18 protein-coding genes and 1 pseudogene are annotated in these 22,176 nt (G+C 67.9%); 7 read left to right on the top strand and 12 right to left on the bottom strand.

What is annotated here, in order from left to right:
* The 4 genes from nadC to J2X42_RS02830 are packed head-to-tail and all read right to left on the bottom strand — an operon-like array spanning position 1 to position 4,700.
* The gene (nadC, locus tag J2X42_RS02845) at positions 1-888 is read right to left on the bottom strand and encodes a carboxylating nicotinate-nucleotide diphosphorylase (RefSeq protein ID WP_310161934.1); all 888 of its coding nucleotides are present in this window, start codon (positions 886-888) and stop codon (positions 1-3) included.
* A complete protein-coding gene (gene nadB / locus J2X42_RS02840) occupies positions 881-2,686 on the bottom strand; it encodes an L-aspartate oxidase (protein ID WP_310161932.1) in 1,806 nt (601 codons plus the stop codon). The genes nadC and nadB overlap by 8 nt, the downstream gene beginning before the upstream one ends.
* A complete protein-coding gene (gene nadA, locus J2X42_RS02835; RefSeq protein WP_310161930.1) occupies positions 2,686-3,993 on the bottom strand; it encodes a quinolinate synthase NadA in 1,308 nt (435 codons plus the stop codon). The genes nadB and nadA overlap by 1 nt, the downstream gene beginning before the upstream one ends.
* A complete protein-coding gene (locus J2X42_RS02830) occupies positions 3,990-4,700 on the bottom strand; it encodes an NrtR DNA-binding winged helix domain-containing protein (RefSeq protein WP_310161927.1) in 711 nt (236 codons plus the stop codon). Before J2X42_RS02830 ends, nadA begins: the two co-directional genes overlap by 4 nt.
* Positions 4,701-4,953: 253 nt before the next feature.
* Here J2X42_RS02830 and J2X42_RS02825 point away from each other — a divergent pair, with 253 nt between their 5' ends.
* The 5 genes and pseudogenes from J2X42_RS02825 (at position 4,954) to J2X42_RS02805 (ending at position 9,096) form a co-directional block, all read left to right on the top strand.
* A complete protein-coding gene (locus J2X42_RS02825; RefSeq protein WP_310161925.1) occupies positions 4,954-6,333 on the top strand; it encodes an amino acid permease in 1,380 nt (459 codons plus the stop codon).
* 27 nt (positions 6,334-6,360) lie between these two features.
* Positions 6,361-6,570, top strand: a pseudogene (locus J2X42_RS02820) (biotin attachment protein); the annotation flags it as partial.
* 4 nt (positions 6,571-6,574) lie between these two features.
* Positions 6,575-7,402: an alpha/beta fold hydrolase gene (locus J2X42_RS02815; RefSeq protein WP_310161923.1), complete on the top strand. Its 828-nt coding sequence runs from the start codon at positions 6,575-6,577 to the stop codon at positions 7,400-7,402.
* Positions 7,403-7,471: 69 nt separating this feature from the next.
* Positions 7,472-8,353: a serine hydrolase gene (locus J2X42_RS02810; RefSeq protein ID WP_310161921.1), complete on the top strand. Its 882-nt coding sequence runs from the start codon at positions 7,472-7,474 to the stop codon at positions 8,351-8,353.
* 95 nt (positions 8,354-8,448) lie between these two features.
* On the top strand, positions 8,449-9,096 hold the full coding sequence (locus tag J2X42_RS02805; protein WP_310161917.1) for a phosphoribosyltransferase family protein: 648 nt from the start codon (positions 8,449-8,451) through the stop codon (positions 9,094-9,096).
* Between the two features lie 92 nt (positions 9,097-9,188).
* Here the strand turns inward: J2X42_RS02805 and J2X42_RS02800 are convergent, their stop codons facing one another.
* From J2X42_RS02800 to J2X42_RS02790, 3 genes are all read right to left on the bottom strand, one after another.
* Positions 9,189-10,520, bottom strand: a complete 1,332-nt coding sequence (locus J2X42_RS02800) for an MFS transporter (RefSeq protein ID WP_310161914.1) — start codon at positions 10,518-10,520, stop codon at positions 9,189-9,191.
* Between the two features lie 150 nt (positions 10,521-10,670).
* Complete coding sequence (hpaB, locus tag J2X42_RS02795; RefSeq protein ID WP_310161910.1) at positions 10,671-12,125, bottom strand: 4-hydroxyphenylacetate 3-monooxygenase, oxygenase component; 1,455 nt, start codon at positions 12,123-12,125, stop codon at positions 10,671-10,673.
* Between the two features lie 57 nt (positions 12,126-12,182).
* Complete coding sequence (locus tag J2X42_RS02790; RefSeq protein ID WP_310161906.1) at positions 12,183-12,719, bottom strand: flavin reductase family protein; 537 nt, start codon at positions 12,717-12,719, stop codon at positions 12,183-12,185.
* A gap of 155 nt (positions 12,720-12,874) precedes the next feature.
* On the opposite strand from J2X42_RS02790, the gene J2X42_RS02785 reads away from it, so the two are divergent.
* On the top strand, positions 12,875-13,609 hold the full coding sequence (locus tag J2X42_RS02785) for an IclR family transcriptional regulator (RefSeq protein ID WP_310161905.1): 735 nt from the start codon (positions 12,875-12,877) through the stop codon (positions 13,607-13,609).
* A 24-nt stretch (positions 13,610-13,633) separates the two neighbouring features.
* On the opposite strand, the gene J2X42_RS02780 is transcribed toward J2X42_RS02785, so the two are convergent.
* The 4 genes from J2X42_RS02780 to J2X42_RS02765 form a co-directional block, all read right to left on the bottom strand.
* Positions 13,634-14,947: an MFS transporter gene (locus tag J2X42_RS02780; protein ID WP_310162181.1), complete on the bottom strand. Its 1,314-nt coding sequence runs from the start codon at positions 14,945-14,947 to the stop codon at positions 13,634-13,636.
* Positions 14,948-15,091: 144 nt separating this feature from the next.
* Positions 15,092-18,124, bottom strand: coding sequence for an SMC family ATPase (locus J2X42_RS02775; RefSeq protein ID WP_310161903.1), 3,033 nt, complete (start codon positions 18,122-18,124; stop codon positions 15,092-15,094).
* Positions 18,121-19,311 carry an exonuclease SbcCD subunit D gene (locus J2X42_RS02770; protein WP_310161899.1) on the bottom strand — a complete coding sequence of 397 codons (1,191 nt, stop codon included), beginning with the start codon at positions 19,309-19,311 and terminating at the stop codon, positions 18,121-18,123. The genes J2X42_RS02775 and J2X42_RS02770 overlap by 4 nt, the downstream gene beginning before the upstream one ends.
* A 91-nt stretch (positions 19,312-19,402) precedes the next feature.
* A complete protein-coding gene (locus J2X42_RS02765) occupies positions 19,403-20,392 on the bottom strand; it encodes an aquaporin (protein WP_310161896.1) in 990 nt (329 codons plus the stop codon).
* Positions 20,393-20,558: 166 nt separating this feature from the next.
* On the opposite strand from J2X42_RS02765, the gene J2X42_RS02760 reads away from it, so the two are divergent.
* The gene (locus tag J2X42_RS02760; protein WP_310161895.1) at positions 20,559-21,641 is read left to right on the top strand and encodes an ADP-ribosylglycohydrolase family protein; all 1,083 of its coding nucleotides are present in this window, start codon (positions 20,559-20,561) and stop codon (positions 21,639-21,641) included.
* Here J2X42_RS02760 and J2X42_RS02755 read toward each other — a convergent pair.
* The gene (locus J2X42_RS02755; RefSeq protein ID WP_310161893.1) at positions 21,628-22,164 is read right to left on the bottom strand and encodes a DUF4395 domain-containing protein; all 537 of its coding nucleotides are present in this window, start codon (positions 22,162-22,164) and stop codon (positions 21,628-21,630) included. The genes J2X42_RS02760 and J2X42_RS02755 overlap by 14 nt on opposite strands.
* Positions 22,165-22,176: the final 12 nt, after the last annotated feature.

Genomic DNA, 22,176 nt, shown 5'->3' with positions numbered 1-22,176 from the left:
TCACCCGACGCTCAGCTCTACGTCCAGGCCCAGGTCCAGTGCCGCGACGCTGTGGGTCAGTCCGCCGATGGAAATGACGTCCACACCGGTGGCGGCGATTCCGGCCACGGTCTGCAGGTTGACGTTGCCGCTGGCCTCCACGCGGGCGCGTCCGCCCACCAGTGCCACGCCGGTCCGGAGCTCCTCCAGGGTGAAGTTGTCCAGCATGATGGTGTCCACCCCCGCGGCGAGCACGGGTTCGATCTGGTCGATGCTGTCCACTTCCACCTCAAAGTGCGTGGTGTGGCCCAGCTGTGCCTTGGCTGCCGCCAGGAGGCCGGTAAGTTTGGCGGGGTCGCCGCCGGTCATCACTGCCAGGTGGTTGTCCTTGGCCAGCACGGCGTCGGACAGGCTGTACCGGTGGTTCGCTCCTCCCCCGCAGCGGACGGCAAAGCGTTCCAGGACACGCAGCCCGGGAGTGGTCTTCCGCGTGTCGGTGATCCGTGCGACGGTGCCCTCGGTGAGCTTCACGAATTCCGCCGTCTTGGTGGCAATCGCCGACATGCGCTGCACCAGGTTGAGGGCGACGCGTTCGGCAAGCAGGACAGAGCGTGCCCGGCCGCTGACCCGGGCGAGGTGCGTGCCGGCGTCGAACGCCTCACCGTCGGCGACCAGCAGCTCCACGTCGGTGTCCGGGTCAATGAGCACCATGGCGTCCCGGAAGACCGTGGCGCCGCTGAAGACGCCGGGTACGCGGGCGTTCAGCACCGCCGTCGCCCTGGCCTCGGCCGGGATGAGCAGCTGTGAGGTGATGTCACCGGCGGGGGCGTCCTCGGCGAACGCCCGCTCCAGGATCTCCCGCACAGGCGCCGTGGGGAGGGCCAGGTCAAACACGGTGGATTCAGTCATGGACAAGGCTCGCTTTCGGGCGGGTTAGGCAGGTCTCTTCAAATTCTTCATGGATGCCGGTGGTTTCGGCCGGGCTGTCGCTCCGGTAGTGGGCGCCCAGGGATTCGGTACGTTCCCGGGCCGCAGCCACGAGGAGCCGGGCGGCCAGCAGCAGATTGGCGTCTTCGTGCCTCACCGGATCCCCCTCAACTGGAACCAGTTCAGGACGGACGACGCCGGCCCACGCCTCAAGCGCGGCCCCCGCCTCCGCCAACAGCACCCCGTTCCGAAGCACCCCGGCCTTGGCAGTCATCAGCCGCCGCAAAGCGTCGCGTGAAAAGGGTTCGGGGACAGTGTCATTCGTACCCCAAGGCAACGGGTCGGTCTTCTGTACTGCTTGAGCGGCACCCGCGGCGACCTGTCGATCGTCGCCTGAGGGTGCTCCGGAAGCGTGCGTCAAGGGGAGGCCGCCAGCGGCCGAGACAGCACGCGGAGGAGCGCCGTCAGGCGACACCCAAGCGGGCACGGATGACGCGGACGAAAGGAAAGACTCAACGGCGCGCCGGCCAAAAACAAGCCCTTCGAGCAGCGAATTGCTGGCGAGCCTGTTCGCACCCTGGACGCCGGTGCAGGCGGCTTCGCCGGCGGCGTACAGCCCGGGGACTGAAGTTCTGGCGTGGAGGTCGGTGGCGACGCCGCCCATCCAGTAGTGGGCGGCCGGGGCGACGGGCACAAGCTCGCGGGTCCAGTCGAAGCCCGCCGCACGGGTCCTGGTGCTGAGGGTCGGGAACCGGCGTGCCAGGAAACCTGCGCCCTTGGCAGCCTCGATCACGGTTGCGTCGAGGTAGACGTGGCCGTTGGGGTCGCCAAGCTTGGCCAGGTGGAGGGCGATGCTGCGGGACACGACGTCGCGGGGCGCCAGCTCGGCGTCCGGATGGTATTCGGGCATAAAGCGCCGGCCCCGGGAGTCCAGCAGGATGGCGCCCTCGCCGCGGACGGCCTCCGAGATCAGCAGCGGGTCGGCGTCGGAAGCGGCCTGCGTCCTGGCGGGAACCAGGCAGGTGGGGTGGAACTGGAAGAATTCAAGGTCGGCGACGGCGGCACCGGCACGCCAGGCGAGGGCGAGTCCGTCGGCGGTGGCCACGGCCGGGTTGGTGGTCTGGGCGAACAGCTGGCCTGCGCCGCCGGTGGCCAGCAGCACCGCATCCCCCCGGATGACCAGGCTGCGGCCGCCGTGGGTGTACCTGACCCCTGTCACCCTGTCACCGGATTTCACCAGTTCGGTGGCCAGGGCATGGCCGATCAGCCGGATCTTTCCTGCTGCCTGCTGCGACAGCACGGCGCTGACCAGTGCGTGGACCACACCCGCCCCGGTGGCGTCGCCGCCGGCATGGAGGATGCGCGGCGCGGAATGGGCGGCTTCCAGGCCAAGGGCGGGCCCGCCGTCGTGGTCCCGGTCAAAATAAACACCGAACCGCACCAGGCCGGCAATGTCGTGGCGCGCCTCGGTGCACAGCACGCGGACGGCCTCGTAGTTGCAGTGCCCGGCACCCGCGGCAAGGGTGTCGGCGATGTGGGCAGCCACGGTGTCGCCCGGCGCAGGTTCGTCCAGCACGGCCGAGATCCCGCCCTGCGCGTAGAACGTGTTGCTGTCCGCGAGCGCGCCCTTGGTCAGCACCACCACATCGGCGCCCGCCTCCGCCGCCAGGAGGGCGGCATACAGGCCGGCTATGCCGCTTCCGACGACGATCAGCCGCTGCGGGGATGGGCTGCGGTCTGCAGCGGCACGGGTCTGTCCCACGGCTGGGATGGCGTTCATTACGGCCTGGCGGCGAGCATGCGCTCGAGCGCTGTCCGGGCGTTCGCCTGCACGGCGTCCGCGACGGTGATGCGGTTGACTACACGGCCTGCGACGAGTTCCTCCAGCACCCAGGCGAGGTAGCCGGGGTGGATCCGGTACATCGTGGAGCAGGGGCAGATCACCGGGTCCAGGCAGAAGATGGTGTGCTGCGGGTATTCGGCGGCAAGCCGGTTGACCATGTTGATTTCCGTGCCGATGGCGAACGTTGTGGGTTCGGTGGCTGCGGCAATGGCCTTTTTGATGAAGTCGGTGGACCCTGCGGAGTCCGCTGCGTCCACCACTTCCATGGGGCACTCGGGGTGCACGATCACGTTGACGCCGGGGAAGTCGGCGCGGGCCTTCTCGATCTGGGCCACGTTGAACCGCTTGTGGACCGAGCAGAATCCGTGCCAGAGAATCACGCGGGAATCCAGCAGTGCCTGTTCGTCGTTGCCGCCGAGCTCCTTGCGGGGATTCCACATGGGCATTTGCTCCAGCGGCACGCCCATGGCCTTGGCGGTGTTGCGGCCCAGGTGCTGGTCCGGGAAGAACAGGACCCGCTGGCCCCGTTCGAAGGCCCATTCCAGGACGGTCTTGGCGTTCGAGGAGGTGCAGACGATGCCGCCGTGCTCGCCGCAGAAAGCCTTCAGGGCGGCGGAGGAATTCATGTAGGTGACGGGGATGACCGGAACCCGGCCGTCGGCGTCGGGCTCGGTGCCGTAGATCTCTTCCAGCTGTTCCCAGCACTCTTCCACCGAGTCCGTGTCCGCCATGTCCGCCATGGAGCAGCCCGCGGCCAGGTTCGGCAGGATCACGGCCTGCTCCGGCCGCGACAGGATGTCCGCCGTCTCGGCCATGAAGTGGACACCGCAGAAGATGATGGCCTCTGCATCGGGCTTCGTCAGTGCGGCGTTGGCCAGCTGGAAGGAGTCACCCACGAAGTCGGCGTACTGGATGACCTCGTCACGCTGGTAGAAGTGGCCAAGGATCACGGCACGCTCCCCCAGGACGTCCTTCGCCGCGCGGATCCGCCGGTCCAGTTCGGCGTCGCTGGCGAGTTTGTATTCCTCGGGCAGCTGCCCCTGGCGGGGCGTGGCCGCCGGCGCAACATCGGCGCTGGACGCACCCGGGCCGTAGGCGGGAATGCCGGCAAGGGCTTCTGCGAGGTCGTAGTCCCAGGGGCCCTTGGCCAGCGCCGGGCTGCACGTGGCTGTTGCTTTGCCTGCAGCCGCGTTTTCGGCCTGTTCGCGCGTGATCAGCTGAATGGCTGTGTTGACGCTGCTCATGGTGTGCTCCTGTTATCTGGGTCAAGGCCTGGGCGGCCGGTGAAGCGGTAGAGGCGGGGCGGGCGGTGCTTGCCGCCCTGGAGGTATTCGCCGGTTTCTTCAATCTCCGGGGTGGAGGTGATTTGGCGGCGGAAGTTCGCGGGGTCCAGCTGGCGGTCAAGGACGGCTTCGTAGACTTCCCTGACCTGGGCCAGGGTGAAGTACTCGCCCAGGAAGTGGTAGGCGATGGAGCCGTACGCCAGCTTGTTCCGCAGCCGCCACAGGGCGTAGTCAACGATCGCGTTGTGGTCGAAGGCCAGGTCACCGACGCGGTCGGCCCGGAACCACCTGACGTTCTCCGATTCGTCGGCGAGGGCGGCCTCGGTGGGCTGCACGAGCGCCCAGTAGACGATGGAGACAACGCGCTGGCTGGGCGAACGGTGCAGGCCGCCGAACGCGTAGAGCTGTTCCAGGTAGCTGGGCGCCAGGCCCGTGGTTTCCTGCAGGTTGCGCGACGCCGCATCCTGGAGGGATTCGGCATGGGTCAGGGGTCCGCCGGGGAGCGCCCACAGGTCCTTGTACGGTTCACGGATGCGGCGGACCAGCGGGATCCACAGCGTGGGGCGGCCGGACTTTTCACTGGGGCGCAGGGCGAAAATGACCGTGGAGATAGCGAGCGACGGAGGCGCGCTCCGGCGCTCCGCCACATTGGCTGCACTGGTGTACACGATGCCCCACCCCGCTCTCCCCGATTAGTTAAAGTCACCTTGACCAGAACTAATTCTAAGCCCCGCCTGTCCCGAATCAAAATGTTTCTTTTCCTGCGACCCAGGCAAGGGGTCCGCCGCGGACGTGCTGACTGCGCGTTCGACCACCAAGGAGGCCCGCGGGACCATCCCAGCTTGGGCGCCCGTTGCCGAAGCGGTAAATTCGAGTGGTCCCACGAGGACCACCAACTACACCCCAAGAAGGTTTAAAGGCATGACAATGAAGTCCACGCAGGTGCGGCCGGAAACCCACCTCGGCCACAGCATGAAACCCCGCCAGCTCACCATGATGGGGCTGGGTAGCGCCATTGGCGCCGGCCTCTTCCTGGGCTCCGGCGCCGGAGTCCAGGCCGCCGGGCCGGCTGTGCTGGTGTCCTACCTGGTGGCGGGAACGCTCATTATCCTGGTGATGTGGGCGCTGGGCGAAATGGCCGCAGCCAACCCGACCAGCGGCGCGTTCTCGGTGTACGCCGAACGCGCCCTGGGGAAGACTGCCGGCGCCACGGTCGGGTGGCTGTGGTGGCTGCAGCTCGTCGTCGTGATCGCCGCCGAAGCCCTGGGCGCGGCAGGACTGCTGTTCTCCGTCTGGCCCGTCATCCCCGTCTGGGCCCTCGCCCTCATCTTCATGGTGGTCTTCACCGCCATCAACCTGGCGGGGGTGAAGAACTTCGGGGAGTTCGAGTTCTGGTTCGCCATCCTCAAGGTCGCGGCCATCGTCCTCTTCCTGGCGGTCGGCGCCGCCCTGCTGCTGGGACTTCTTCCCGACGTCGCGTCGCCGGGACTTTCCAACATCACCGAAGACTTCGCCCCGGCAGGCCTCGGCGGGGTGGCCACCGCCCTGTTTGTGGTGATCTTCGCCTTTGGCGGCACTGAGATCGTTTCCGTGGCCGCGGCCGAGACCGAGGACCCTGAACACAGCGTCGGCAAGGCCATCAAGACCGTTGTGTGGCGGATCCTGGTCTTCTACATCGGCTCCGTCTTTGTTATTGCGGCGGTACTGCCGGCCACCTCGGAAGGCCTCGCGTCGCCGTTCGCTGGTGTCCTCAACGCCGCCCGGATCCCCGGTGCCGGCACGGCAATCACCCTGGTCGCCGTCGTCGCGCTTCTCTCCGCCCTGAATGCAAACCTCTACGGCGCCTCGCGGATGGTGTACTCGCTGTCCGAGCGCGCCGAGGCGCCGCGCTTCCTCTCCCGGCTGGGCGGGGCGAGCGTGCCCATGCTCGCCGTCGGCGTTTCGGTGGCCTTTGGCTTTGCTGCGACGGTCCTGGAACTGCTGTTCCCGGAGCGGATCCTGCCGGCCCTCTTCCAGCTGGTGGGCTCCACCTGCCTGGTGGTGTGGGGCACTGCCCTCGTCTCGCAGCTGATCCTGCGCCACCGGGCCGACCGGGACGGGATTCCCCTGCCGCTGCGGATGAAAGGCTACCCGGGGCTGACGATCCTCGGCCTGGTTCTGCTGGGCCTGATCTTCGCCGTCGGCTTCAGCGCCGAAAGCAGCCGCATCCAGCTGCTCAGCACCTTCGCCCTGGTTGCCTGCCTCGCAGCGGCGTGCTGGACCGGTGCGCGGCTCACCTCCCGCGGGCGCCGGCCCGAGTAGGCCGCCGGAACGGGAAAGGGGCCCTTCGAAACCGGCAAATCCGCTGTTGAACTGCCCGGTCCGCAGGCAGGTAAAGTGGTGCGTACCTTCGGTGGGGCAGGCGACAGAATCAATGTCGGCGATCCACTCATCGTGTTCGAGGTGCCGGACCATACCGCCGGGATCGTGGGCACGGTCCCGAAGGACGAGGCACCGAAGCGCCGGGTCCGCCTGGGCGCCGTACTTGATGAGGACTGACACCATGAGCGGCAGGCACACCGGCGAGATCCATTCCCACACCGTTGAGGGTACCGACCCCCAGCTGTACGTGCAGGTGCACGATCCCCAGACCGACGCCGGACTCCGGCCCGTCCTGCTGCTCCACGGATTTTCCTCCTCCAGCAAACTCAACTGGGAGGACACCGGCTGGGTGCCTGCCCTGCTGGAGGCCGGACGGCGCGTCATCACCGTGGACCTGCCGGGCCACGGCCGCAGCGGCGCCCCGGAGGACCGGGACTCCTACTCCCCCAGCCGCATCCGCGCGGACCTGCTCCAGATCGTGTTCGACGCCGGCGTCCGGCCACTGCGCGACGGCGACCCGGCCAGCGGCCTGGACGTGGTGGGCTACTCGCTGGGGTCCCGGCTCGCCTGGGAATTCGGCGCCACCCAGCCCGAGATCGTCCACCGGCTGGTCCTGGGCGGCCCAAACGTCGCCGACCCGCTGGCCGCCTTCGACCTGGTGGCAGCCCAGCGGTACCTCGCCGACGGAACCCCCATTGCTGACGAATCCACAGCCGGACTGCTGAAGATGGCCATGCTGCTGCCCAGCAACAATATCTTCGCGCTGCTTTCCCTGGTGGAGGCCATCAAGGACGAGCCATACGATCCTGCCGAAGCCGTCCCGCACATGCCCATGCTCCTGGTGGCAGGCGACAAGGACGAGCGGGCCGCCACCATGCCGCAACTGGCGGAACTTGGCAAAAAGGCCGGCTCGATGCCCGAGCAGCTGCTGCTTCCGGGCCGCAACCACACCAATGCGATCACCAGCAGGGCGTTCAAGCAGGGAGCCATCAATTTCCTGGCGGTCTGATCCCGGGCGGGCCGTGCCCTGACAGGGGTTTCATAGCTCCCGCATAGGTTCGGTTGCTTGGATCGGCAGATGCACGATCGTCTCCAGCCGCCCGCCCGCCGCACGCCGGCCGCCTTAAGCCGCCGTTCCGCCCTGGTGGCCGCCGCGGGGCTCCTCGCCGTTGTCCTCATCGCCGCCGCCTACACTCTGGCGCATGCCCTGCCCTGGCCTGGATCGGCGTCGCGCGCTGCAACCGGCGCCGACTCCCGTGCCGCCACTGCCGGGATTGATGCCGGCCTGGATACGGCCATCAATGGCATCATCGGCGCCAACGGCGGGTACCAGGTGGGGGTTGCGCTGCTGGATACGGACGGCGGGGACCTGCACCAGTACGGTGTGGAGCAACCGTTCGAGGCAGCGAGCACGGCGAAGATCCTGACCGCTGCGGCCTACTACAGCCTGGTGGAGGACGGTTTGGCGTCGCTCGATGATCCGCTGGGCGACTACACCTCGGGGTTCCAGATCGAGGCGATGGTACAGGACAGCAACAACGATTCATGGAGCCTGCTGATGGACGCCGTCGGCCTGTCCCGGCTCTCGGACTACGCGGCTTCCCTCGGCATCAGCTACGACGCCGAAGTGAACACGCTCACCACCGCCGACATGGCCCACCTCCTCGCGGAACTGTCGGAGGGCGGGCTCCTCAACCGGGAGCACACCCAGCAGCTGCTGTCCTACATGCAGGACACCAACTACGAAGACCTCATTCCGGCCGCAGTCCCCGACTCCGTGACCGTGTTTCACAAATATGGACTCCTCAACGACGAACTCCACGACGCCGCCATCCTCTCCTCCCCCGAAGGCACCTACGTCCTGGTGGTCTACACCAAGGGCGCCGGCTTGAGCGATGTCCCGCAGCGGACGGCCGTGATCCATGAGATCACCGAGGCCGTCACCGCCGCCCTTTTCTGACCCCGCGGCCACGTTCAGGACAGGCGCCGGCTTCCCGGCACGGCAGTGGCAGAAGGTAGGCTGGAAGCGGGGCGGATTCAGCCGGAGAGGGAACAATGAGCACGCGTTTTGAAGACCGCACGGATGCCGGTGAGCGTCTGGCCGCGGTGCTGACGCAGTTCCGGGAACGTCCCGACGCCATTGTCCTGGGGCTGGCGCGCGGCGGGATCCCGGTGGCCGCAGCCGTGGCGAAGGCCCTGTACCTGCCGCTCGGTGCGGTGCTGGTCCGGAAGCTGGGCATCCCCGGCCACGACGAGACCGCCTATGGCGCCCTGGCCTGGTCCAACGGGCGCGTTGTACGCCTGCTCAACAGGCCCCTGATGTCCCGGGTCCTGGAACACGGCGTCCGCCAGGAGTGGCTGGATGAGGTGGAGCACAGGGAACGCGCGGAGCTCCTCCGCCGGGTGGAAACGTACCCTGCCATCAGGCATGACCTCACCGGGAAAACAGTGCTGCTCGTTGACGACGGCCTGGCAACCGGAGCCACCATGCGGGCAGCCGTCGAAGCTGCCCGTTCCGGCGGCGCAGCCCGCGTGGTGGCAGCAGCGCCTGTTGGTTCAGTGGAGGCTGAAGCCGCCGTCGCCGCCGTCTGCGATGCGGTCCTCTGCCTGCACTTGCCGGGCAAGTTCCGCGCCGTGGGCAGCTTTTACCGCCGTTTTGAGCAACTGACGGACGAGGACGCCATCAGCCAGCTGGACCAGTAGGCGCGGCCCACCCGACCGTTAACGGACGCCAGGCACGGACCGGGAGGTCCGTGCCTGGCATCTACAACTCCACGGCTGCAGCCGCCCAGTTCCTAGTGGTGGCTGATTCCCAGCGGGCGGCCCTTGGTTTCCTTGGCCAGCAGGACACCGGCGGCCGAAATCACGCACAGGATCATGATGTAGATGCCGATCGAGCCGGTCCACTTGGTGCTCTGCAGCAGCGACTCAGCGATGGTGGCCGCAAAGGCTCCGCCGAGGATGGCGCCGAAGGCGTAGCCGATCGAGATGCCGGAGTAGCGAACGTTCGCCGGGAACATCTCTGCGTACATGGCGGACATGGGTCCGTAGGACAGGCCGAGGCCGATGGTCAGGACAAACAGGGCCACACCGTAAAGCACGATGTCCTTGGTGTCGATCAGGGCGAACATCGGGATCATCCACGCGAACACGATGCCGTAGCCGATCAGGAAGGTCTTTACCCGGCCGATCCTGTCAGAGAGCCAGCCGCCGACGAGGGTGAAGATGAGCCAGCCGAAGGATGCCAGGGTGGTGGCCAGCAGGATCTGCGGGGTGGGCATCTTCAGGGTCCGGGTGGCGTAGGAGATGAAGAAGGCGATCAGCAGGTAGCCGGCGGCGTTGTTGCCGATGAAGATCATGGTGGAGTAGAGGACGGCCTTCTTGTGCTTCCGGATGAGCTCGCCGAGGGGCGCCTTGCTGGCTTCCTTGCGGGCAGCCATCTCCTTGAAGACCGGGCTCTCGGCCACGGCGCGGCGGATCAGGTACCCGACCGCGATCAGGACGATGGACAGCAGGAACGGAACCCGCCAGCCCCAGGCCGCGAAGTCCTCCTTGGACATGCTGCTGTTGAGGAAGAACAGGAGCCCGGTGGCCAGGATCATGCCCACCGGAACACCAATCTGCGGGTACGCTCCGAACAGGCCGCGCCTGTTCAGGGGCGCGTGTTCGACCGCCATCAGCGCGGCCCCGCCCCATTCCCCGCCGGCGGAGAAGCCCTGGATGATGCGAAGGGTGATCAGCAGGATGGGTGCCCAGACGCCGATGTCGTTGTAAGTGGGCAGCATGCCGATCAGCGCCGTCGCAGCACCCATCATGAGCAGGGTGAACACCAGCATTGCCTTGCGGCCGAGGCGGTCACCGAGGTGGCCTGCAACGACAGCGCCCAGCGGCCGGAACAGGAAGCTGATGCCGATCAGGGCAAACGAGAGGATCTGCGCAAGGCCGGGGTTCGAGGCCTGCAGCGGTGTGAGAAAAAGCGGTGACAGCAGCGTCCCGGTCAGCTGGGCAAAGATGAAGAAGTCGTACCACTCGATGGTGGTGCCTACGAGGGTCCCGGCCAGGACCTTGCGTTCTTCCCTCCGGGTGCTGGGGCCGGCAAGTGAATCCACCAAAGAAGGTGTGGTCATTGAAACTCCATTGTTTAAGGCAGGGGTGCTGCCAGGTGAAACGCCTTCATGATTACCGACAGAACGGTCAGTTAGTTAGTAGGGTACTACGAAAAGTGAGGCAGAACACGCCCGGTGGGATTTTTCGGTTAACTGCGGCGGCTTTTGGCCTCAGTCGTCCCGGGACAGGAACTCCCTGACCCGGGCCCGGACGGGCCCGCGGTCGTAGGAGCTGACGAGGGCGCCGGCCATCCGGACCGGGTCGCCGAAGAAGAAGTACTCGTAGAGCGCCTGCCGCCCCGAGAACGAGGAGACACTGGCATCAAACGCCAGCTTGAACAGCCTCACGCGCTCGGGGCCGGTGAGCGTTTTGGCCTGCAGGTACAGCTTGATGTCGTCCAGCGCCTCGCCGGCGACGTCGGCTTCGCCGGGGAGCGCCATCAGGCCGGAGGCGGAAAACTTCCGGATGATCTGGGGGAAGCGCTGGGCAACCTTCGGATACCAGTTCCGGGCAGCATTCAGGGTGGACCACTTGGGCAGCATCACGCCGTCGTCGTTCAGCTCCGCCTCCGCTTCCGACGCGCTGATCAGCGCCTTGCCGATTTCAACCGCCTGGATCAGCTCGGCGAGATCCTCCTGGATGTGCTGGAAACCGTCGATGCCGATCGCATCCGCAATTTCGGATGCAAGGCCCAGGTAGAACTCGCTCTTGGCGATAGTGCGCGTGACCACCTGGTGCGTCATGAGTGCTGCGGCACCGGTTTCGGAGTAAAAAACGTTGCAGAGTTCCGGATGCCCGAGCATGAAGATCCGCTCATTGGGGACAAACGCATTGTCAAAAACGACGACGGCGTCCATCTCCTCGAAGCGGCTGGCCAGCGGTTCGTCGTGCCTGCCTCCGCCGTGGTGCAGGGAGGTGCGGCACAGGTACCGTACGCCTTCGGCGTCGTTCGGGACGGCGAAGGCGTACGAGTAGGGGGCGTCCTCGGGCGTCCCGCGCAGGATGGTGGACGGGAACACCAGGAGCTCGTCCGCTATCGGGGCGATGGTGGCCAGCATCCGGGCGCCACGGACCACGATGCCGTCTTCGCGCTCCTCGACGACGCGTGCGGACAGCTGGCCGCCCAGCTGCTCGGATCCGGACACGGAGCGGTTGGCCTGCGGCGGGATCAGGGTGTGCGTGGCAAGAAGGTCGTTTTCGCGGCAGTACTTGTAGTACCTGCGGATGTTTTCACCGAACATCGGATCCACCTGCCCGAACCACTTTTCGGCGGCGGCGAGCGCGGTCAGCGCACTGTTCATGTAGTCCCCGGTGCGGCCCAGGAAGCCGTTGGAGTACTCCGCCCAGGTCCTGGTGGCAGCGCGGCGGCGGGCCAGGTCCTCTTTGGTCCGCGGGACCAGGAAGGAAGCGCTGACCTTGTCACCGGTAGTGGGCGAATCGTAGGTCAGCGCCGCAGCATGGCGGGGCTCGTGCTGCATGTCAAAGAGCCGGGCGTACGTTCGTGCCACGTTGGCGAAGGAAGGGTGGTCGGCAACGTTCGCGGTGACCGCCTCGCCGTCGATCATGATGTGCGGGGTCATGGAATTGAGCTTGTCCAGATACTGCTGGCCGGTGCGGATGCCCACGGTGTCTTCTCCAGTCGTCGTTGAACTGCCAAATGGTTCCCGCGGCGGACCACGGGGTCAGAGGAGGTTCTCCATCCCCAGCTGGCTCTCCGGAATGATGGTGAAGCTGCTGTTGGCGAAGGCCAGCGCGTCACCGCTGCGGTAATTGAAATCGGCCACCTCGCCCACGTAGAGGGTGTGGTCTCCGCCGGGGTAGGCCGCCCAGGGCGTGCACTCGAACCAGGCCAGGACCCCTGACAGCCGCGGCGCCGTGCCGCCTTCAACCCACAACGGTTCCGGTCCCGGACGGCCGGCGAAGTGCAGGGCCAGCTGTCGCTGCTCAGCCCCCAGGATGTTGACGGTGAACGGCCGTCCCGCCAACTCATCATGTGCCCTTGTCCGCCGTGCAATGCTGACCAGGACCAGGGGCGGATCCATGGATACGGCGGTGAAGGAGTTGACCGTGATGCCGTGGCGCCTGGTGGCACCGTCGAAGGTCACGATGGCCACTCCGGTGGCGAACCGGCCCAGGCTGCCGCGGAAATGGTGCGACCGCGGGGCCGACGTCCTGCGGGCGGCTGACGGATCGGCCGTGTTCCGTGAATCGGAAATCATCCTGAACCTCAACCTGTGATCGCCGCGGCGCTGGACCCTTGTCGGAACGAGTTCTATATTTGAACTAACAATTCTTATATAGGACGCTACTCGGATGAGGGCGGCAGCACAAGAGCCGGTCGGCCACTGGGCCGCAGCCACTTAGGATGGACACCATGAACCCCACAGCCGCCGCCCCCGCGGGAGCAGCTCCCGCGCAGGCGTCGCCGTCGCAGACCCTCTCGCGGGGCATCAGGGCGCTCGAAATCCTCGCCGCAGCCCAGAACCCGCTGACCATCGCCGAGCTTGCTGATGCCATGGGCGTGCACCGGTCGGTCGCGTACCGGATCCTGCGGACGCTGGAGGACCACTCGCTGCTGGTACGGGACGACGCCGGCCGCGTACAGCCTGGCCCCGGCCTGGCTGTCCTCGCCCGGGGCGTCTCGCGCAACCTCCAGAGCGCAGCAATGCCTGAACTCACCCACCTGGCCAACACGCTGGACATGACGGCCTTTGTGGCGGTGTGGGACCATCTCGACTGCATCACCCTGGTGACCGTGGAACCGCGGCACTCCAGCGCGACGGTGGCCCAGCACCCGGGCACCCGGCATCCCGTCAGTGCCGGCGCACCCGGCATCGCCATCCAGTCAGCGCTGACCGAGGCGGAGTGGGCACAGCTGGCGCCGGGGATCCCCTACCGGCCCGAGGCAGCCGACGCCCGCCGCGCCGGCTACTCCGCCAGCCATGACGAGGTCATCGCGGGTGTGTCGTCGCTGGCCGCCCCTGTCCGCGTTCCCGGTGGACGGCCGGCTGCGCTCGCCGTCGTGTACATCCGGTCGGCGCATGATCCCGGCACGGTGGGCGCTGCCCTCGCCGAAAGCGCTGCCCGGATTGAACGCCAGCTTGCCTGACCGCCGCTGATGCGGCGCGGCGGCTTAGGCCCGCTTCCGGCGGAGCACGACGGCGGACACGGCACCCAGCAGGACAAGGGCCGCCGCGGCGGCAACCGGCACCAGGAACGCCACCGAATAGCCGTGCGCCTGCGCCAGCTGGCCGGCCACCGCGGCACCGGCGGCGGTGCCTGCCACGATGCCGCTGGCCAGTGCCGTCATCACGGTTCCCAGCCGGCCGGCGGGGGCGATGAGGCCGCCGATCGCGAAGACCGTCACCATGACCGGGCCCACAGGGATGCCCAGGACCAGGAGCACCAGCACCATGCCCGTCGCCGTCGTCGGCACAAACAGCAAAAAGGCCAGCGCCGCCATCAGCACAGCCCCCAGCAGCCACCGGGCTGAAACGGTGAAGCGTTGCGGCCAGTAGGCCACGGACAATGCTGCGACGGCGGAGCTCACGCCCATCACGGCGTACAGCAGGCCGGCAATTTCCGAGGTGGCAAAGCCTGCCGAAAATGAGCTGAGCGCTGTCTGCGTCGAGCCAAAGAAGGTGCCCATGCAGACCATGGCCAGGACCGGCAGCGCCACCGCCAACGGAATCCTGGCCGGGATGACCTTCGGCCCGCCGCTTTGCCTGGCGGGAACGCGGCGGTGGACGGGCACGGCCCGGTGCGTCCGGTGGACAGCGAACGCGGGAACAAGGGTGATGGTCAGGGCAGCGGCCAGAGCAAGAGGCAGCCAGGGTGCGACGAGGCTGGCCAGGATTCCCACCAGGGCGGGCCCCAGGACAAAGGTGAGTTCGTCCGCTGTGCTCTCGTAGGACAGGGCAGTGTCGAGGTCCTGTCTGTTCGCAGCCTTGTTGGCGGCGGCCGCACTGCTTCGCGGGTTTCGGGACGTCAGAGCCATCCACCGGACCCGTGCCAGCGGGCCGACCTGCGGGCAGCTGGCCCCCGAGACAAACGCGGCGGCGAGCAGGGCCGCGGGGAAGGCCCCGGGCGGGGTCATGGCGTAGGCCGCGGCGATCAGTACGAGCACAGCAAGGGTGTTGAAGGCGGCTGCGACCAGCAGGACCGGGCGCTGGCCCAGCCGGTCGGCCAGGGCCCCGAGCACGGGTGCGCCAACAGCAGAGCCGATTCCGACCGCGCCCGCTGCGGTGCCGCCCACGGCGTACGAGCCGCTGACCGAGGTCACCAGTGTCAGGGTACCGACGGTGAGCATGGCCAAAGGCAGGCGGGCGAAGAGTCCGAGGGGAACAAAGCTGCGTCCGGCCAGCTGCGGAAGCCTGGCAAAGCGGCCTGCGGCGGAGGGCTTGGGAGCGTCGGATCCCGGGCCTTCAGGCCGGGGACCGCGCTGCAGGGAGGGGGTTGTGGGGAGGGTTGAAGGATTCAAGGTTCCGGGCTCGTTCGTTCATGCGCATCGTCCCTCCTCCCGATGCGCGCAACCCGGTAACTGTTCGATTATAGCCCCGCAGGCCATGCCGGGGGTGCTGGCGTGCCGCTCTTATGAGAGCGGCGGCGCCGTGTCGGAGATGTGGAGCGTGGATCCGTTGCGGCCCTTGACCACCTGGAGCTGGACTCCGATGCGCTGCTTCATCTCGCCCACATGGCTGACCAGCCCCACCACCCGGCCGCCGTCCCGCAGGCCTTCGAGTGCGTCCATCACCTGTTCGAGCGACTGCTCGTCCAGGCTGCCGAAGCCCTCGTCCACAAACAGCGTCTCTATCTGGATTCCCCCGGATTCGTGCTGGACCACATCGGCCAGGCCGAGCGCCAGCGACAGGGATGCCATAAATGATTCGCCGCCGGAAAGTGTTGACGTGTCACGGCGGTGCCCCGTCCACTGGTCCACCACTTCCAGTCCCAGCCCGGATTTGGCTCCGCGCGCGGCTTTGGCGTCGGTGTGCTGGAGCAGGTAGCGTCCGTCGCTCATGGCGACAAGGCGCTCAGATGCCGCAAGGGCCACCTGTTCCAGCCGTGCGGCGAGGACGTAGCTGTTCAGGCTCATGCGGTAGGTGTTGTCGCCGCGTCCGCCTGCCGCTTCCGCCAGGGCGGTCAGCATCCGTGCGCGCTCCCGCGGAGCGTTTCCGGAACCGGCAAGGTCCCGGTACTCGGCCACGATGGCGTCCAGGGACTCCATGCAACGCTTCGCCATGCCCGCGGCCAGGCCCGCAGCCTGCGCCTCCGCCTCGGCCTGCGCGGCTGCTGACCGCAGCGCCGCGAGCCGGGGCCCGTCCGGGACCAGGTCCGAGGCCTGCTCCTCAAGGGCCAGGACAACCTCCTCAGAGGCAAAGAGCTCGGCCACCCGGGCTTGTTCGTCGTGCCCGGCGCGGACAGTGGCCTGCAGGGAGGCGGCCTCGGCGCTGCCGAGCAGCTCTGCCCGGGCCGCTTCGGCCGTGCCGAAGCCCGCTTCGGGCAGGGCCAGGTCCAGCTGCTGCCTGGCGTCGGCAGCCCGGAGCTCGGCCTGGTCCAGCTGGGTCTGCGCCTGCACGGTCTTTTCAAGCGTTCCGGCCGCATCCTTCAGCGCGCGCAGCCGGTGCGTGAGGTCGCGGTGGCCGGACCTGAGGCCCGACAGCGATTCGCTGAGGGCCGTTGCCTGGTCCAGGACCTCGGCCAGGGTGGACTCCACCTGGGCAAGCTCCGCACCGGCGCCTGACCTGCCCGTCTCCGCTTCGGCGATGCGGGTTTCGATTCCGGTGAGCCGCAACCGCATTCCGGCCAGCTTGTCAGCCGCCTGTGCGGAGCGGTCGGCAGCGTGCCGTGCCTCTTCGGCGGCCTCCCGGGCAATGTCTTCGGGGGTGTCTCCGCCCTGGCCCGCCAGGACGGCCACCAGCTGCCTCGCGGCTGCCAATTCTGTGCCGAGCACTGAGAGCCGGGCCTCCGCCGCTTCGAACTCCTCGCGGGCTTCCTCTTCGGCCTCGCCCAGCAGGAGGGCTGACCGGGCCGCCTTTGCCGGGGACGGGTGATCGGGGCTGCCACACACAGGGCAGGGCACGTCGTCGGCGAGCTGCGCCGCGAGTTCAGCTGCCGCATTCGCCAGGCGCTCTTCGCGAAGGTCGAGCCAGAGGCGCTTTTTCTGAAGCTGGTCCTCGCGGCACGCCTCGTAGTGCCCTGATGCCAGCTGCTGTGCCGCCACGGCCGTCCGGTAGCGGCGGACGACGTCCAGCAGTTCGTCGGCCGCGGCCGCTTCCTTGGTGTGCAGGACGGCGGCTGCAGCCAGGTCGGCGAGTGGCTCCAGGCCCGCTGAAAGGTCCGTGTACTCCGCCCGCAAGGCCTCGAGCCTGCCGCCAAGTTCAACCTCAGTAACCTGCAGCTCGTCCTTCTTCCGGCCCAGGTCCGCCCGCCTGGCATTAAGGGCCAGGAGCCGCTCTTCGTCCGGCAGCCGCGCTTCCACCACGGCGAGGAGCGAGCGCAGCCGGCTCAGTTCCGAGGCGGCATCGGGTGCGTCCGGATCAAGCCGCTCCAGCTCCGGGTCCTCGTCCACTGCCATGCGCAGGAGCGTGAGGGCTGACTCGCGGGCTGCAGCCGCACTCCGGAGCCGGGCTTCGACCTTCTCCACAGCCTGCAGCTGGCCGGTCAGTACCTCCGCCTGGCGGTGCCGGGAAAGCCGCGCGGCGTGCTCGTCCAGAACCGGGGCTGCTTCGTCGGCCGCCGCTTTCCGGGCTGCCGCGGCTTCCAGCCGGCGTTGCCGCTCCGTCCTGGCAACTGCAGTATGCAGCAACTGCCGGTGCTCACTGCTCAGCGACGTGGCTGCCTCCGCCTCCCCGGCCAGGCCTGCGGCCCGGACGGCGAGGGCTGCCTGCAGCCACTCAATCCGGGCCTCAGCTTCCGCCTCCGGCGGTGTCCCGGTTTCGCTGAGGCCGACGGCGGCTACCTCGGCTTCAGCCCTCGCTGCCAGCAGCTCAAGGTGTCCGTTCAGGCGTGAAACGTCGTTCCGTGCGGCCTGGGCCAGGAGTGTGAGCTCCTGTTCCACTGCTTCGAAACGCTGTGTGCCGAAGAGTTTCTGCAGCAGGTCGAGGCGGTCTGCCGCCTTGGACCGCAGGAACGCCGCGAAGTCGCCCTGCGGGAGCATCACCACACGGGTGAACTGTTCGCGGTCCATCCCCAGCAGGCCGGTGATTTCGGCGCCCGCTTCATCGTTGCGGCCGGATTTTTCGATCCAGTCCCCGTTCACCCGTTCGCGCAGGAGGGTCTTGGCCTGCTGGGTGGTGAATCCGTTTTTCCCGCGCGTGCTGGGCTTGTCCCATGCCGGCGAACGGGTGACTTCGAAGTGCCGGCCCTGGGCCGAGAACTCGCAGCTGACGGCCGGTTCACTGGCGGGGTCCGCATGGTCGCTGCGCAGGCGCTTGCCGTCCTGGCGCGCGCCCGGAACCGAGCCGTACAGCGCGAAGCAGATGGCGTCCAGGACGCTGGTCTTGCCGGCGCCGGTGGGTCCGTTGAGGAGGAACAGCCCGTGGGCACTGAGCCTGTCGAAGTCGATTTCCTCGGTGCCGGCGAAGGGCCCGAACGCGGAGATGCGCAGCCGGTGGATCCTCACAGCGATGCCTCCTGGAGCCGCACGTTGTCCAGGGCCGCTGCGAGCGCGGCCCGTTCGGCGTCGTCGGGTTCCCGGCCGCGGACATGGTCGAGGAATCCGCAGCAGACGGAGAGATCGTCCTCGGCCTCCGCCAGCCTGCTGCTGTAGCTGGCTGCCGCCTTCACGGCTCCGCCCTGTGGATCAAAGCCCAGCACCAGGGTGTCCGGGAAACGTGACCGCAGTCGTTCCATGGCCTGGGCGGGCCGCTGGGCATCCGTCAGGGTGATCTGGCAGTAGGCCTCTTCTGCCCAGGTGTGGTCGCTGGATTCCAGCAGTTCCGTGATTCCGCCGCGGAGCACGGCGAGTGTCCGGGGAGCCTTCCAGGCCAGTTCCGTGACGCCGGCAACCCCGGCAGGGCCGACGTCGATCAGCCAGCCGCCTTTTTGGTGTTTGGCTTCCGAGAAGGAATAGGCCAGCGGGGACCCGGAATACCTGACCTGGGGAGTGAGCTGCTGGCGGCCGTGCAGGTGGCCCAGTGCGGTGTAGCTGAAGCCGTCGAACAGGTCCAGGGGGACGGCTCCCACTCCCCCGATGCTCAGGTCCCGTTCGCTGTCCGAGCTGATGCCGCCGCTGGCAAAGGTGTGTGCCAGCACTACGGAATGGACGGTGCCCACGGAGCTGCGGCGCTGAAGATCCGCCCGGATGAGGTCCGTGGCGGCCCGAGTGACCTCGAAGTGGCTGGCCGTCTCCACGCCCAGCGGTTCCGCCACCAGGCGCGGCTCCAGCCACGGAATGCCGTAAATGGCCAGCATGGCGCCCCCAGCCCCGGTGTCCGCCGCGGCTGCCCCGTCCAGGGGCAGCAGCAGCGGCTGGTCCAGTTCGGCCAGCCTGGTGCGAAGGTGCACTCCGCCGCGTTCCAGCAAACGTGAGGCAAAGCCCAGCCTGATGGCGGAGTCATGGTTTCCGCTGGTCAGGACCACTTTGGCGCCGGCTCCGGTCAGCCTGACCAGGGCGTCGTCCAGCAGCCCCACGACGTCCACGCCCGGCAGGGCGCGGTCGTATACGTCGCCGGCGATCAGGACCACGTCAACAGCGTTTTCCGTGACGGCGCTGACGAGCTGGTCGATGAAGGACCGCTGGGCGTCCAGCATCCCGACGCCGTGGAACGACCGGCCCAGATGCCAGTCCGATGTGTGCAATAACCGCATATTCCTACGCTATCGGCTGGCACTGACAGTTTGAGCCAGCCCCGCTGCGGGGCCTTGGCGCCCGTGCACGGCCGGACCCCTGGCCGGGAGCTTAACCGCGCTTTCCGTCGAAGAACTCCTGGGCCTCGTCGCCCTTGGCCGCGGGTACAGCTACGGGGGCGGACGCCACCGGGTTCCCGGACCGGTCAACGTCGTCCGACCCGTCAACGTCGTCGGACTCATCGATGTCCGCGGACCCGTCAACGTCGTCGGACTCATCCAGATCGCCATCCGCTGCGTCTGCAGAAACAGCAGGGGTGGCCGCGCCGGCAGTGTCCGCGGAGAGAGCGAAGCCGCGGAAGACCAGCCCGGCGATGGCTGCGCCGACCAGCGGCGCCACCCAGAAAACCCACAGCTGCTCGAGCGACCAGGAGGAGGAGAAGATGGCAGAGGCTGTGGCGCGGGCCGGGTTGAAGGGCGCATTTCCGACGGACTGGCCCAGCTGGAGCAGCACTGCGAAGGCCAGGCCCACGGCCACGGGCACAGCAGCTTTGTTGACGCCGCTGCGGGCGGTGGCACCGAGGAAGATGGAAACCAGGATCGCGGCGCCCAGCACCTCCAGCAGCAGGACCGCGGCCATCGGGGCCTGGATGATGGAGTGCTCACCAAAGCCGGCCGTGACGGTGTCGAACGCCGTCCGGCTGTCTTGGATGCTGGGAAGGGTGCGCAGGATCGCGAAAAGTGCCAGGGCACCGAGCAGGGCACCCAGCAGTTGCGCGCCGATGTAGGCGGCGGCGTTGCCGGGCCGGATCCGCCCGGCCACGGCATGGCCGACGGTCACAGCCGGGTTGAAGTGCCCGCCGGACACATAGCCGAATGCGAGCATAACGGCGGTGACCGCGAGGCCGGCGGCTAGCGCAGCAGGCAACGGGCTGGACTGCGGAATGGTGAAGAGCGGCACGCCCAGGCCGGCGACCACCAGGAACAGGCTGCCGAACGCCTCGGCGGACAGCCTGGCCACCAGCCCGTAGCTGGCCGGGACAGCGCCGGCCCCGGAAGGCTGGGCGTTGTGTGCGTGGTGTACGGGCACAGGCGTGGTCATGTTGGGGCGGTCCTTTGCATAGGGTGGGGGCTCAGCGGCCGGGGACTGCCTCGAGCTTTATGCACCAGGCAGCCCCTGCATTCTGCCAGCGGAGTCTGGACGTTGGCTGGATCCGAGCTTAGCGCCCCGTGCAGGCAACGCCCGCCGCCACGGTAAATTTACTGTCATGAGCATTGATCCGGGCGCCCCTGCCGTGCCCTCGCTGGAGTCGCGTATCCATGGTTGCCTGCTGGGCGGAGCGCTGGGCGACTCGCTGGGCTACGCCGTCGAATTCGATTCCATTGCGGAGATCCGCCGCCGCTTCGGTCCGGAGGGACTGACGGATCTTTCAGTGGTCGACGGCGGAAGCCACTTTTCGGACGACACCCAGATGACCCTCTACACCGTTGACGGGCTCGTTGAGGCGCTCGAATGGGCCAACTCCGGAGTGGGCGCCGACGCCAACGCCTGCCTCTGGCTGGCGTACCTGCGCTGGCTGGCCACCCAGGGTGAGGCGGCACCGTCCTCCGCACCGGTGCCCCAGCCGCGCTGGATCGACACGCAGGAGGTACTCCGGCACCGCCGCGCCCCGGGCGCAGCCTGCATCAGCGGACTCGCCACCGGCGAGATGGGAACCTCGTTCCGTCCCGTGAATCCGGACTCCAAGGGCTGCGGGACGGTGATGCGGTCCGCGCCGTTCGGGCTGATACCCCACATCACGCCCGACGCCGTCTACAAACTGAGTGCCGACGCCGCGGCCCTGACGCACGGCCATCCGTCCGCGCGCCAGAGTGCGGGAGCCTTCAGCCTGCTGATTAACAGGCTGGTGTCAGGCGACACCCTGCAGGCAGCAGCGGCGGCGGTCCTGGATGATGTGCGTGCACTCGCCGACGGCGCTCCGGAACTGCCGCTGCGGCTGGAGGCGGCGGTCCGCCTCGCCGAAACCGGCATCGTGGGCCCGGAGGAACTGGTACAGCAGCTCGGCGAGGGCTGGGTCGCTGAGGAGGCATTCGCCGTCGGACTTTACGCGGTCCTGGCGACGGCCCCGGACAGCACAGGATCCGGTGCGCCGGACGATCACTTCCGCGCCGCCGTCGGCCTCGCCGTCAATCACGGCGGCGACAGCGACTCCACGGGTTCGATCGCGGGCAACATCCTGGGCGCTTACTACGGCGAGGCGTGCCTTCCGGCGGCCTGGCTGGAACAGCTGGAGGCACCGCACGTCATCCGCGGCATGGCGGACCTGCTGGTGGGCGTCACAACCGCCTGAGGGAGATGTTGTTGCAGGCCTCGCAGACTTCCGCCGGGATGAGTCCGCGGCGCTGCAGCAGTCCGAAAATGACACAGCCCAGGCAGAAGCCCGCAAATGCTTCCAGTGACGCCGCAAGGATGAGAACAGCCAGCACGATCCACGCTGCTGGAGCTGCGCCCGCCGCGAAGAGGATCAGTGCCGTGGTGGAGACCACCGTGCCCATACCCTGGGCGAACCGCTTGGGCGGCCCGGGGACCAGCTTCGGCCGCCCCAGGCGGGGCGCCAGGACTTTGACCGAGAGCAGGGCCAGCGGCGAAATCCGGGGGCCAAACAGCACACGGAGCCAAAAACCTGCGGCAATGAGCAGCAGCCCCCAGCCGGAACCGGTCAACAGCGTGGCGCCGGCGAGCAGCACCACCAGCCCGGCAGTGATCCGGGCAGCGTATTCGTTGACCGGGTTGGGGAAGGCAAACACCGCGCGCCAGCCGATCCCCGTCGGGGCGGCTTCGGGGGTGGTGTCAGCGCCGGTGGGCTTGCTCATGCTGCAAGGCTA

This window comes from Arthrobacter sp. BE255, from assembly GCF_031457335.1.
In the GTDB taxonomy this organism is placed as follows: domain Bacteria; phylum Actinomycetota; class Actinomycetes; order Actinomycetales; family Micrococcaceae; genus Arthrobacter.
The sequence above is the reverse complement of the archived record's forward strand: the minus strand, read 5'-3'. Positions and strand labels throughout refer to the sequence as shown.

Bases quoted from the DNA above. Each gene is read 5' to 3' on its own strand.
- nadC (WP_310161934.1), bottom strand. From the start codon at position 888: ATGACTGAATCCACCGTGTTTGACCTGGCCCTCCCCACGGCGCCTGTG.
- nadB (WP_310161932.1), bottom strand. From the start codon at position 2,686: ATGAACGCCATCCCAGCCGTGGGACAGACCCGTGCCGCTGCAGACCGC.
- nadA (WP_310161930.1), bottom strand. From the start codon at position 3,993: ATGAGCAGCGTCAACACAGCCATTCAGCTGATCACGCGCGAACAGGCC.
- J2X42_RS02825 (WP_310161925.1), top strand. From the start codon at position 4,954: ATGACAATGAAGTCCACGCAGGTGCGGCCGGAAACCCACCTCGGCCAC.
- J2X42_RS02815 (WP_310161923.1), top strand. From the start codon at position 6,575: ATGAGCGGCAGGCACACCGGCGAGATCCATTCCCACACCGTTGAGGGT.
- J2X42_RS02810 (WP_310161921.1), top strand. From the start codon at position 7,472: ATGCACGATCGTCTCCAGCCGCCCGCCCGCCGCACGCCGGCCGCCTTA.
- J2X42_RS02805 (WP_310161917.1), top strand. From the start codon at position 8,449: ATGAGCACGCGTTTTGAAGACCGCACGGATGCCGGTGAGCGTCTGGCC.
- J2X42_RS02800 (WP_310161914.1), bottom strand. From the start codon at position 10,520: ATGACCACACCTTCTTTGGTGGATTCACTTGCCGGCCCCAGCACCCGG.
- J2X42_RS02790 (WP_310161906.1), bottom strand. From the start codon at position 12,719: ATGATTTCCGATTCACGGAACACGGCCGATCCGTCAGCCGCCCGCAGG.
- J2X42_RS02785 (WP_310161905.1), top strand. From the start codon at position 12,875: ATGAACCCCACAGCCGCCGCCCCCGCGGGAGCAGCTCCCGCGCAGGCG.
- J2X42_RS02770 (WP_310161899.1), bottom strand. From the start codon at position 19,311: ATGCGGTTATTGCACACATCGGACTGGCATCTGGGCCGGTCGTTCCAC.
- J2X42_RS02765 (WP_310161896.1), bottom strand. From the start codon at position 20,392: ATGACCACGCCTGTGCCCGTACACCACGCACACAACGCCCAGCCTTCC.
- J2X42_RS02760 (WP_310161895.1), top strand. From the start codon at position 20,559: ATGAGCATTGATCCGGGCGCCCCTGCCGTGCCCTCGCTGGAGTCGCGT.
- J2X42_RS02755 (WP_310161893.1), bottom strand. From the start codon at position 22,164: ATGAGCAAGCCCACCGGCGCTGACACCACCCCCGAAGCCGCCCCGACG.